Source organism: Nocardioides sp. NBC_00163, assembly GCF_045206295.1.
In the GTDB taxonomy this organism is placed as follows: Bacteria; Actinomycetota; Actinomycetes; order Propionibacteriales; family Nocardioidaceae; genus Nocardioides.
In genome coordinates, this window is the sequence record NZ_CP108155.1 from 4788781 (window position 1) to 4800996 (window position 12216).

Genomic DNA, 12216 nt, shown 5'->3' on the forward strand with positions numbered 1-12216 from the left:
GAGAACGGCATGGCCGACGAGACCACTGTCGAGAACACCGAGAACGGCGCTGAAACAGCGCAGGCTCCGGTGACCGACACCCCCACGACCGACGCGGAAGCGACCGGCGAGACCACTCCCGCGAAGAAGACCGCGGCGAAGAAGACCACGCGCAAGCGCACCACCAAGAAGGCCGCCGCGGCCCCGGCGGAGGCTGCCGAGGCCCCCGCCGAGTCTGCTGAGACCACTGAGGGTGCCGAGGCCCCCGCCAAGAAGACGGCGGCGAAGAAGACGACCCGGAAGCGTACGACCAAGAAGGCCGCCGCCCCGGCGCCGGCCGAGGTCGAGACCACCGAGGCCACCGCCGCGCCGGAGGCCGAGACCTCCGAGGCTCCCGCCGAGTCCGTCGAGGCTCCGGCCAAGAAGACGGCGGCGAAGAAGACCGCCGCCAAGCGGACCACCGCGAAGAAGACGGCCGCCAAGAAGGCCGCCGCGCCCGTCGTCGAGACCCCCGCCGAGGACGTCGCCGACGAGACCCTCGAGGAGACCGAGGCCGAGCAGGCCGGTCCGCCGGCCCCCGCGGTGCTGTTCCAGGCGCCGACCAAGACGACCACCCGCCGGCGTACGCGCAAGACGGCCGAGCCGAAGCCCGTCGAGGAGCCGGTCGAGGCTGCTGTCGAGGCGCCCGCCGAGGACGAGCCGCAGGCCGCTGAGCCCGCTGCCGAGCCCGCTGCCGAGCCCGCCGCCGAGGTCGCGAAAGAGGAGGCGGCCCCGACCCGGACCCGCAAGCGCAGCTCGCGCAACGCGGCACCGGTCGAGGAGAAGCCTGCCGACGAGACGCAGCCCGAGGCCGAGACCACCGAGCCCGAGACCGAGTCCGACGACAGTTCGGCCGACGACGGTGAGGGCGGCGGCAACGGCCGTCGTCGTCGCCGCCGTGGCGGCCGCCGTCGTCGCAAGGGTGCCAACGGCGACGCCGACGGCTCCGACGCGTCCGACAACGACGACAGGTCCGACGACTCCGAGGCCGAGAGCGACGACGCCGGCAAGGACGCCGACGCCGACCAGGGCGAGGGCAGCACCTCCTCGCGCCGTCGTCGCCGCCGCCGCCGGGCCGGCGAGGCCTCGGGCGACGCCGCCACCGGGGACGACCCGGAGAACACCGTCACCAAGGTTCGCCAGAGCCGCACCGGTGATGACCAGATCACCGCGCTGGCCGGCTCGACCCGCCTGGAGGCCAAGAAGCAGCGCCGCCGCGAGGGCCGCGAGGCCGGTCGTCGTCGCGCCCCGATCGTGAGCGAGGCCGAGTTCCTGGCCCGCCGCGAGTCGGTCGACCGGGTCATGGTGATCCGTGAGCTCGAGGACCTCACCCAGATCGCGGTGCTCGAGGACAAGGTGCTCGTGGAGCACTACGTCGCCCGCGAGAGCCAGACCAGCCTGATCGGCAACGTCTACCTGGGCCGTGTCCAGAACGTGCTGCCGAGCATGGAGGCCGCATTCATCGACATCGGCAAGGGCCGCAACGCGGTGCTCTACGCCGGTGAGGTCAACTGGGCCTCGCTCGGCTGGAAGGAGGGCCAGCCCCGCAAGATCGAGTCGGTGCTGACCTCCGGCCAGAAGGTGCTCGTCCAGGTGACGAAGGACCCGATCGGCCACAAGGGCGCCCGCCTGACCTCGCAGATCTCGCTGGCCGGCCGATTCCTGGTCTACGTGCCCGACGGCACCACCTCCGGCATCTCCCGCAAGCTGCCCGACACCGAGCGCAACCGCCTCAAGACCCTCCTGAAGGAGATCGTCCCCGACACGGCCGGCGTGATCGTACGCACCGCTGCCGAGGGCGCCGCCGAGGACGAGCTCACGCGTGACGTCGAGCGGCTCAAGGCGCGCTGGGAGGACATCGAGAAGAAGGCCAACGGTAACGCCCCGCAGCTGCTCTACGGCGAGCCCGACCTGACCCTCAAGGTCGTGCGCGACCTGTTCACCGAGGACTTCGCCAAGCTGGTCATCTCCGGCAACTCGTCGTGGGAGACCGTCAAGGACTACGTCCAGTCGGTGGCCCCCGACCTCGAGGAGCGGGTGGAGAAGTACGACGGCGAGGCTGACGCCTTCGCCGCGTACCGCATCGACGAGCAGATCGCGAAGGGCCTGGACCGCAAGGTCTGGCTGCCCTCGGGTGGCTCGCTGGTCATCGACCGCACCGAGGCGATGACCGTCGTCGACGTCAACACCGGCAAGTTCACCGGCTCCGGGGGCAACCTGGAGGAGACGGTCACCAAGAACAACCTCGAGGCGGCCGAGGAGATCGTGCGCCAGCTCCGGCTGCGCGACATCGGCGGCATCATCGTCGTCGACTTCATCGACATGGTCCTCGAGTCCAACCGTGACCTGGTGCTGCGTCGCTTGGTCGAGTGCCTGGGCCGCGACCGTACCCGTCACCAGGTCGCCGAGGTCACCTCGCTGGGCCTGGTTCAGATGACCCGTAAGCGGATCGGCACCGGCCTGCTCGAGGCCTTCACCGAGAACTGCGATGCCTGTGGCGGTCGTGGCCTGGTGATCCACGAGCACCCGGTCGAGGCCGGCAAGTCCTCCGGTGTCGCCCCCGACGAGCCGCGTTCGCGCCGTCGCGGTGGTCGCGGTGGCCGCGGCAAGGGCAAGGACGAGATCGGCACCGAGCAGCGCGCCGAGCCCGTCGAGGAGTCCGCCAAGACGCCCACGCCCGCCGAGTTCGCCGCCATGGCCGGACAGAGCGACAGCGTGGAGAAGGCCGACGAGCCGGCTGCCCAGGTCGTCGAGCCCGTCGAGATCCCCGCAGAGCCCGCCGAGGCCCCCAAGGTCACGACCCGCACGCGTTCGCGCCGGTCCAAGGCATCGGCCCCGGCGGCCGAGCCGGTCGAGACCCCCGCTGAGTCCCCGGCGGCCGAGCCCGTCGAGGCTGCGCCCGAGCCGGCGGCGGTCGAGCCTCCCAAGGTCACGACCCGCACCCGCTCGCGCCGGTCCAAGGCGTCGACCCCGGTCACCGAGCCGGCCGAGACGCCCGCCGAGACCCCGGCCGCCGAGACCCCGGCCGCCGAGACCCCGGCCGCCGAGACCCCGGCCGAGCCGAAGACCCCGGCCGAGCCGGAGGCCCCGAAGGTCACCACGCGTACGCGCACTCGCCGTGCCGCCACCACCGGCCGTCCGGTCCTGGCCGCCGTCGTCGGTAGCTCGACCGCGTCGAAGCCGGAGCCGGCGCCGTCCACGCCGGTTGTGTCCGAGCCGGTTGCGACCGAGCCGGTCGCCGAGGAGGAGCCCGCTCCCGTGGCCCCGGCCGTCGAGCCCGAGGTGACCGAGCCCGAGTCGAAGCCGGAGCCGATCGTGGCCGAGCCGGTTGCGGCCGAGCCGGTCGACTCCAAGCCCAAGGTGGTCACCCGGCAGCGCCGCGGCGCCCGCCGCGAGGTGGTGAGCACGGGCGAGGGCGCGGTGATGACCGCGACCAAGTCCGAGGCGCCGGTCGTCAGCAATGGCACCGCCTCGACCCCGGCGCCGAAGGTCGTGACCCGCACCCGCGGTGGCGCCAGCCGCGACACCACGCCGTCCCAGGACAGCTGACGTACGTCTCAGGAGCCCCGGTGACCGCACCAGCGGTCACCGGGGCTCCGGCGTTCCCGCTGCTCCCACCTCGTTTCGGGCGCTGCGCAGGTGGGCCGGTGACCAGCGGCTATCCGCGCGGGACGGTCTGAGGACCAAGGCGTTCGACGACTCGTTCGACCTGGCGACGTACGTAGTCAGGCCGCTGCATCACGTCCTCCCAGACGAACCGGAGGACGGTCCAGCCCCGCGTGACCAGGTCGGTATAGCGGCGGATGTCGCGTCGAAACGGCTCCTCGCCGGAGTGGTAGGCCCAGGATTCGCACTCGATGAGGAGCTTCAGGCGCGCGTCGACCAGATCGCCGTACTGCTCCGCACCCGCTTCGCTGAGTCCCAGGTCGCCTTGGGGTTCGACGGAGAGACCTGCGATCGGGAGCACGATGGCTCTGGTCACCGACTCGAACGCGTTCGCCGCTCGTGGGTCGGCGACGGCGATCACATCGAACGCGCGCCGACGCCCGGTGCGCGGTAACGCCGCGGCTGCGGCGACCAGGTCCTCACGGGTCAGCCCGGTGGCCAGCCCGTCGCGCAGCGCCGAGTCGGCGATGCACAACGCCTCGTCGAACGGGAGGTCTCGGGCGCAGTCGACCACGGTCTGCGCCCGAGAGGTGATGGCGCCGGTCGAGTTTGCGCCGACGGGCAGATCCCGACGGCGTACGACCACACCTGGTCGCGCCTTGCGTGAGCTGTTGCGCGGCACGGTCACCTCGATCTCGCTCGGCTCGTGCTTCAGCGACCAGCCCCACACGCGTGCGGCGCTGAGCCCGGAGACGACCCCGCCGATGGCGAGTGCCGCCGACTTGTCGTCGGGGAGCCCGGGAAGTACCACGCGAGCGCCGGTGAGCGCGATGGCTGTCCCGGCAGACAGAGCCGCGTTGAGTTCGTCGCGGAGCCCCAGGTCGAGCAGCTCTTTGCGGGTGGCAGCCCCGCCGCGTACGCGGAGGACGTCTGTCAGAACGGGCGCGGCGCACACAGTTCACCTCGAGGATCGATGTCTGGGCAGGTCGGCTGCCGGGATGGGATCAACCTGGTGCATCGATGCACACGGTTCAACCTCATATCCCCGCCGACCCGCCCGGATCGCACCAACTGTGTGTCAGGTCTCCCAGGACTCGAGAGTCTTCCGCGCGCCGACCGCGTGCAGGGACGCGAGCGCCTCGGCGTACGGCTCGGTGAACTCAGGGGAGTCGACGAGGTCGCCGAAGAGGTCGGGGTCGCGGAGGAAGGCGAGCGGGTCCTCGCGCTGCGCGATCGCGCGGGCCGTCACGTCGGCCCGGCGCCGGTCGATGATGTCGATCGGCGCGCCCTGCTCATCGACGCCCTCGGCGTAGCGGGCCCAGGAGGCGACGACGAGCGCCGACCGGCGGACGGAGCCGCCCGACGCGAGCTGGGCCGAGATGACGGGTACGAGCCACTTCGGGATCCGGTCGGAGCTCTCCGCACACAGCCGCGCCAGGGTGTCGCGGATATAGGGATTGGCGAAGCGGGAGATCAGCTCCCGCTGGTAGCCCGGCAGGTCCACCCCGGGCACCTGCGGCAGCGTCGGGGCGCCCTCCTGCGACATGTAGCCGAGCAGGAAGTCGACGAACAGCGGATCCGTGCAGACCTCGTGGGCGTAGCGGTAGCCGGACAGATAGCCGAGGTAGCACAGCGCCTGGTGGCTGGCGTTGAGGAGCCGCAGCTTCATCAGCTCATAGGGCTCGACATCGGGCACCATCTCGACCCCGGCCTGCTCGAACGGCGGCCGTCCCTGGGGGAAGTGGTCCTCGAGCACCCACTGGGAGAACGGCTCGCTGACGACCGGCCAGGCGTCTCCGATCCCGAACCGCCAGCCGACCTCCTCGACGTCGGCGTCGGTGGTGGCCGGGGTGATCCGGTCCACCATGGAGCTCGGGAAGGCCACCTCGGACCCGACCCATTCACCCAGCGCCGGGTCACGCAAGGACGCGAAGGAAGACAGCATCGCCCGGGCGACCTCCCCGTTTCCGGCGATGTTGTCGCAGGACATGACCGTGAACGGGGCCACCCCGGCGGCCCGGCGGCGAGCCAGCGCCTCCACGACATACCCGAATGCCGTGGTCGGCACCGCACCCGGCCGCAGGTCTTCCTGGATGGCGGGATCGGAGGCGTCGAAGCCACCGGTCGCCTGGTTGACGTGATAGCCGCCCTCGGTGATGGTCAGCGACACGATCCGGATCCTCGGGTCGGTGAGCAGCGCCAGCACGTCCGTGGGGGAGTCGGGGGCGAAGAGGTAGTCGATGATCGAGCCGATCACCCGCCCCCGCACGCCCCCGTCCGGGGCCCGCTCGACGAGCGTGTAGAGATGATCCTGCGCTGCGAGAGCATCCCGCATGCGTACGTCCTGGGGCATCAGCCCCACCCCGACGATTCCCCAGTCGCGGACGCCCGAGGCGAGCAGGTCGTCGACGTAGCGCGCCTGGTGGGCACGGTGGAAGCCACCTACCCCGAGATGCACGATCCCGGGGGTGACGGCGGAGCGGTCGTAGGCAGGGACGGCAACGGACACGGAGAGCTCGCCGAGCTGGCCAGTCGTGAGTCGCGGATGAGTCACTTGACCGCCCCGAGGGAGAGGCCCTGCACCAGCTTGTCCTGAGCGGCGAACCCGGCGATGAGCACGGGCAGCGAGATCAGCGTCGCCCCGGCGGCGAGCTCGGCGAGGTAGGCGTGCTCGGTCTGGATCAGGGTGTTCACGTAGACCGGTCCGGTCTGCGCGGCGACGCTGGTGAGCACCTTGGCGTAGAGCTGCTCGTTCCAGGCGAAGATGAAGCAGATCAGCGAGGTGGCCGCGACGCCGGGCATGGCGATCGGGGCCACGATGCGGGTCAGGATGCGGAACGTGCTGGCGCCGTCGATCGAGGCCGCCTCGATGATCGCGGGCGGCACCTCGACCAGGAAAGAGCGCATCATCCAGACCGCGATCGGCAGGTTCATCGCGGTGTAGATCAGGATCAGGACGATCACGTTGTCGGGCATGTTGATGACCTTCGTCGTGAACAGGTAGAGCGGCAGGATGCCCGCGACCATCGGCAGCATCTTGGTCGAGAGGAAGAAGAACATCACGTCCGACCACTTCCTCACCGGCCTGATCGCCAGGGCGTACGCGGCGGGGATGGCCAGGGCGAGCACGAGCAGCGTCGAGATCACGCTGGTGATCACCGAGTTGATCAGCGCCGGGGTGATCGGGTTCGCGGAGGTGAACAGGCCGGTGTAGTTGTCCAGCGTCAGCGGGGCACCCCAGCTGGGCGGGTACGTCTGAGCGTCCTGCGGTGCGTGCAGCGACGTCAGGACCATGTAGAGGATCGGGATCACGAAGATGATGCCGACCAGCCACGCTGCGATCGGGATGACGATCTTCGCCACCCGTTGCCGGTTCCAGGTGTTCATCGGCTCTCCTCCTCGAGCAGGGACGACACGACGCGCAGCGCGAAGGTCGCGATGATCAGTGAGCCGATGACCACGACGACGCCCAGTGCGGAGGCGACGCCGTAGTCCTTGGCCGAGTAGAACGTCTCGTAGACGGCGTACGGGATGTTGGTGGAGTTCAGCCCACCGGTCATGCCGAGGACCGAGTCGAAGTTCTGGACGATGAAGATCGTGCCGAGCACGATCGAGAGCTCGAGGTAGCGGCGTACGTGGGGGAGCGTCATGTGCACGAACGTCTGCCACCCGCTGCAGCCGTCGATGCTCGCCGCCTCCAGCACCTCAGGATCCTGCGACTGCAGGCCGGCGAGCAGGATCAGCATCATGAACGGCGTCCACTGCCAGATCAGCTCGATCTCGATGGCGAGCTTCGGATGGTCGGTGAGGAACGCGATGTCCTGCGCACCCGGCACCCCGAGCTGACCGAGCACACCGTCGACCAGGCCGAACCCGGTCATCAGGATGCCGTTGCCCCAGAAGACCGCGGCCGCGATCGGCACGATCAGGAACGGCGCGATCATCATCGTGCGCACCAGACCGCGGCCGATGAAGGCGTGGTTGAGCAGCATCGCGATCCCGAGGGCGAGCACGGCGCTGACGCCGACGACGACCACGGTCATCTCGATCGTGTTCAGGACGGCCGTACGGTAGGCCGGCGTCGTGAACACGGTCTTGAAGTTGTCGAGGCCGGCGAAGCTGCGCTCCGGCGCGTCGGGCTGAGCGCTCCAGTTCATGAACGACATCACCAGCGTCGCCACGAACGGCAGCTGCGTCACCACGATCAGGAAGATCAGCGCGGGCAGCAGCGGCGCGCGCAGGTTCCACGACTCCCGGCCCCATTTCTTGTACGCCGCGGGCGGCCGGGTCGCCGTCGGGTCGGTCGTTTCACGGAGTGGTGCGGTCACGGTGGCCATCACTGCTTCTCCTTCTGGACGTCGCCGTACGCCTGGGCGAGCGACTGACAGCGGTCGAGTGCCGCGTCGGTGGTCTTCGAGCCGGAGATGGCGCTGCTGAGCTGCTTGGCGCACTCGGTGCCGAAGTCGGTGAAGCTCGGAACCCCGACGAACTGGATGCCGTTGTAGGGCCGCTTCTGGACGCCGGGGTTGTCGGCCTGCGCGTTCTTGATCGCGTTCATGGTCGGGGTCGCGAAGGAGCCGGCCACCTCGAGGTACTCGGGGTCCGCATAGGTCGAGGCACGCTTGCCCGCGGGAACGTTGGTAGGCCCGCCGGTGTCGTTCTCGGTGTCGGCCATCACCAGCTGCTCGTACTCCTTGCTGGAGGCCCAGGCGACGAACTTCTTGGCGTCCTCCTGGTGCCGTGACGCCTTCTGGATCGCCCACGCCCAGGTGTAGAGCCAGCCGGCATTCTCGGTCTGGTCGTGCGGGGCGGCGACGTAGCCGACCTTGCCCTTGACCGGCGAGTCCTCGGCCTCCAGCGACCCGGCACCGGAGGTGGCGTCGTACCACATCGCGACCTTGCCCTGCTGCATGGCGTTGAGGCACTGCGGGAAGCTGAAGGTCGCGGCGCCGGCCTCGCCGTGCTCGCGGACCAGGTCGACATAGAAGTTGGCTGCTTTCTTGAAGCCGCCCTTGTTGACCTGGGCGTTCCAGTCCTCGTCGAACCAGGTGCCGCCCATGGTGTTGACCACCGTCGTGATCGAGGCGAGGTTGTCGCCCCAGCCGGCCAGGCCACGCAGGCAGATGCCGCGCATGTCGGCCTCGGCCTCGTTGATCTGGGCGGCGAAGCCGGCGACCTGCTCCCAGGTCGGGTTGGCCGGCATCTCGATGCCGTGCTTCTGGAACAGGTCCTTGCGGTACATCAGGAACGAGGACTCGCCGTAGAACGGCTGGCCGTAGACCTTGCCGTTGGCCGAGAGCGCCTCGGTCATGGGCGGCAGGATGTCGTCCTGGTCGAACTCGGGGTCGTTCGCGATGCTTTCCATGTCCGAGATCCAGCCGGCCTCGGCGTAGTAGGGGATCTCGAAGTTGGACAGCGTCGCCACGTCATAGATCCCGGACTGGTTGGCGAACTCGGTGCTCGCGGTGTCGCGCATGTCCTGCTCGACCTTGACCACGAAGTTCACCTCGATCCCGGTCTCCTCGGTGAAGTGCTCCGCGGTGAGCTCCTGGAGCTCGAGCATCTGGGGGTTGTTGACCATCAGCACCGTGATGCTGTGCTCACCCGCGCTCGTCCCGCCGGCGCCCAGTCCGCCGGTCCCGCATGCTGTCAGCAACACGGTGGTCAATGAGAGCGCTGTCAGCGCTGCGGAGGTCCGTCTCCGTACCCGCATCGATCTGCCTCCTCGCAGTGTGACTGTCATCACGGACCACGATGGCGTAATTCGGGCCAGACCCCCTAGCCCGGTCGGTGCGCCCGAAGCGCCCGGTTGCTGCCCGTTCTCAGCCCTCGTCTCAGGCGCGTACGACCCGGGGGCCGAGGGCCGAGAACCGGCGGGCCTCGGAGGCCGGCAGCTCGGTGCCGGTGATGAGCAGCTCGAAGTCGCGTACGCCAGCGAAACGGCACAGGCTGGAGGCCCCGAACTTGGTGTGGGCGCCGAAGAAGATCCGCCTCCTGGAGCGCTCGATGGCGGTCCGCTTCACCGCGGCCACCGAGGGGTCCTGAGTGGTCAGGCCCTGCTCGCGGGAGATCCCGTTGGCGCCGATGTAGGCGAGGTCGATCACCAGGTCGGCGAGCATCCGGGTCGCCCACTGGTCCACGACGCCCCGGGTGATGGTGCGGACCCGCCCGCCCAGGACGATCACGGTGAGGTCCGGGTCCGCGGAGAGACGCGTGGCCACCGGGAGCGAGGGGGTGATGATCGTCGCCGGCCCCTGACCGAGGATCTCCTCGGCGAGGAACTGCGGCATCGTGCCCTCGTCGATGTATATCGTCTCGGCGCCGTGCCGGTGCTGGAGGGCGGCGCGAGCGATCCGGTGCTTCTCGTCGACGTCGCGGCCCGCGCGGAACTCGAGGGAGGTCTCGAAGCTGCCGCTCTCCAGGGCGACCGCGCCACCGTAGACCCTCTCCACGACGCCGCGGTCGGCGAGCACCTTGAGGTCGCGCCGGATCGTCTCGACGCTCACCCCGAGATCGGGCGCCAGATCGGTCACCGACACCCGGCCGGTCGTGCGTGCGCGCGCCAGGATCTCCTCCTGCCGGGCCTCGTTCGCGAGCGACGGTTCGGTGGACGTCATGGGCGCCATCATGCCCGGAATCGTGCCCGGTTCGTAGGGGTTGTCGCCGAACCGGGCGCCCGGTTGGTGTGATTGCGGGGTTCTGAGGCACCATGGCGTCGGCACTTCGTGTCGACACTGTCGGGCGGACGGTGCCGCGGCGTTTTGCGGCTACCTCGCCGCGTACGTAAGATTGAATCTCGGCGTGCGCAGTGCGCCGTTCCTGCAGGCATCTGCTGGCACCTATCGCTTCGGGGTCCGGTCTGCCTTGCCGCGGGTCGACACAAGACTTTGAGTTCGGAGCAATGAAGGAGACCGCGGTGTACGCGATCGTGAAGGCTGGCAGCAAGCAGCAGAAGGTCGTTGTCGGCGACGTCATCGAGATCGACCGCCTCGACGGTGAGAACGGCTCGGCCGTCTCGCTGCCCGTGGTCCTCCTGGTCGACGGCGAGAACGTGACCTCGACCGGCCTCGACAAGGCTTCGGTTGCTGCTGAGATCGTCGGTGCCTCCAAGGGCCCGAAGATCATCATCCAGAAGTACAAGAACAAGACCGGCTACAAGAAGCGCCAGGGTCACCGTCAGAAGTACACCCAGGTCAAGGTCACCGCGATTAACGCCTGATTCCGGCGTTCTAGAGACACTTAAAGGACTGAGAAGATGGCACACAAGAAGGGTGCGGCAAGCACCAAGAACGGTCGCGACTCCAACGCCCAGCGCCTCGGCGTGAAGCGCTTCGGCGGCCAGGTCGTCAGCGCCGGCGAGATCATCGTCCGCCAGCGTGGCACCCACTTCCACCCCGGCACCAACGTCGGCCGTGGCGGCGACGACACCCTGTTCGCCCTGCAGCCCGGCGCGGTCGAGTTCGGCAAGCGCCGCGGCCGCCGCGTGATCAACATCGTTCCGGCTGACGCCTGAGCCAGGATTTTCGAAGGGCCCTCTCCATTACGGAGAGGGCCCTTCGGCGTTTTGGGTGTTCCTTCGTCAAGGGATGCAGACGAGGGCGCACATCCCTTGCGGAGCTCCGCTGGGGATGTGCGCCTTGACCTGCATACCTTGACGAAGGATCAGACGTACGCCGCGCGAGCCGCGATCGCCTCGAAGGTGTCCCAGGAGACCTCCCAGCGGGTCCCGGCACGCGGCCAGTGGATCGCGATGTCGGTGATCCCGATCTCGGCGTAGGAGCCGGCGAGGTCCTCGAACGCGTCGGCCGACTCGGTCCACGGCTCGTCGGTGAAGCCGGACATGAAGAGCTTCGGCATCGCGTCGAAGTCCCGGCCGGCCTTCTCGCAGGCCGTACGGAGCATGTCGAGCCGCTGGGCGACGTACGCCTTCGGGTCGTCGCTCTGCGGATTGGCGATCCACCCGTCGCCGACCTCGGCAGCGAGCCGGATCCCGCGCGGGCCGTTGCCGGCCAGCCACAGCGGGGTGCGGGGATGCTGCACCTGACCGGGGGAGACGGTGACCTCGTGGGTCTGCCAGTGCTCGCCGTCGATGGTCACCGGCGAGTCGCGCAGCAGCTGGTCGACGGTGCGGGTCCACTCCGCGAACCGGTCGGCGCGCTCGCGAGGCGTGAACTCCCGCCCGAGCACGTCCCCGTCGGAGGTGTGGTCGTCGCCGCCCGCGCCGATGCCGATCGTCACGCGCCCACCGGAGATCCGGTCGAGGCTGCGGATCGCCGCGGCGGTCGGGATCGGCGTACGGAAGTTCGGGGTGGTGACCAGCGTGCCCAGCCGGATCGTGGAGGTCAGGGCGGCCGCGGCCGCCATCGACGTGAACGCCTCCTCCCACGGGCTGTGCCCGCGCCAGGCCAGGTGGTCGTAGACCCACGCCGTCTCGAACCCGAGCTGCTCGGCCTGCACCCAACGCTCGCCCATCGCCGGCCAGTCCTCGATCGGCCACATCACTGTTCCCACACGCATGCGCACAGTCTGCACCCGAGGCTGCGACTCGTCGCGCGGATAACAGGTGTGGGGCGTGCCGTCGGTAGGCTGGAG

Annotated in this window: 10 protein-coding genes; 3 read left to right on the plus strand and 7 right to left on the minus strand. The window is 69.4% G+C overall.

Going from position 1 to position 12216, the window contains the following annotated elements; all coding sequences use genetic code 11:
• The first annotated feature begins 9 nt into the window (after positions 1-9).
• The gene (locus tag OG801_RS23005) at positions 10-3567 is read left to right on the plus strand and encodes an Rne/Rng family ribonuclease (protein WP_406031539.1); all 3558 of its coding nucleotides are present in this window, start codon (positions 10-12) and stop codon (positions 3565-3567) included.
• 109 nt (positions 3568-3676) lie between these two features.
• Here OG801_RS23005 and OG801_RS23010 read toward each other — a convergent pair whose 3' ends face one another.
• From OG801_RS23010 to OG801_RS23035, 6 genes are all read right to left on the minus strand, one after another.
• Positions 3677-4579, minus strand: a complete 903-nt coding sequence (locus OG801_RS23010; protein ID WP_406031540.1) for a DUF559 domain-containing protein — start codon at positions 4577-4579, stop codon at positions 3677-3679.
• A gap of 123 nt (positions 4580-4702) precedes the next feature.
• Positions 4703-6178: a mannitol dehydrogenase family protein gene (locus OG801_RS23015; protein ID WP_406031541.1), complete on the minus strand. Its 1476-nt coding sequence runs from the start codon at positions 6176-6178 to the stop codon at positions 4703-4705.
• Entirely contained in the window at positions 6175-7011 is an 837-nt protein-coding gene (locus OG801_RS23020) for a carbohydrate ABC transporter permease (protein ID WP_355020621.1), read from the minus strand. The genes OG801_RS23015 and OG801_RS23020 overlap by 4 nt, the downstream gene beginning before the upstream one ends.
• Complete coding sequence (locus OG801_RS23025) at positions 7008-7961, minus strand: carbohydrate ABC transporter permease (RefSeq protein WP_406031542.1); 954 nt, start codon at positions 7959-7961, stop codon at positions 7008-7010. The genes OG801_RS23020 and OG801_RS23025 overlap by 4 nt, the downstream gene beginning before the upstream one ends.
• Complete coding sequence (locus OG801_RS23030) at positions 7961-9283, minus strand: ABC transporter substrate-binding protein (RefSeq protein WP_406031543.1); 1323 nt, start codon at positions 9281-9283, stop codon at positions 7961-7963. The genes OG801_RS23025 and OG801_RS23030 overlap by 1 nt, the downstream gene beginning before the upstream one ends.
• 175 nt (positions 9284-9458) lie before the next feature.
• Positions 9459-10241 (minus strand): DeoR/GlpR family DNA-binding transcription regulator, encoded by a 783-nt coding sequence (locus OG801_RS23035; protein WP_406031544.1) that lies wholly within the window; start codon positions 10239-10241, stop codon positions 9459-9461.
• A gap of 299 nt (positions 10242-10540) precedes the next feature.
• Here OG801_RS23035 and rplU point away from each other — a divergent pair, with 299 nt between their 5' ends.
• On the plus strand, positions 10541-10843 hold the full coding sequence (gene rplU / locus OG801_RS23040) for a 50S ribosomal protein L21 (protein WP_160024636.1): 303 nt from the start codon (positions 10541-10543) through the stop codon (positions 10841-10843).
• A 36-nt stretch (positions 10844-10879) separates the two neighbouring features.
• Entirely contained in the window at positions 10880-11137 is a 258-nt protein-coding gene (gene rpmA / locus OG801_RS23045; protein ID WP_141803598.1) for a 50S ribosomal protein L27, read from the plus strand.
• Positions 11138-11286: 149 nt separating this feature from the next.
• Here rpmA and OG801_RS23050 read toward each other — a convergent pair whose 3' ends face one another.
• On the minus strand, positions 11287-12141 hold the full coding sequence (locus OG801_RS23050) for an LLM class flavin-dependent oxidoreductase (protein ID WP_406031545.1): 855 nt from the start codon (positions 12139-12141) through the stop codon (positions 11287-11289).
• Positions 12142-12216: the final 75 nt, after the last annotated feature.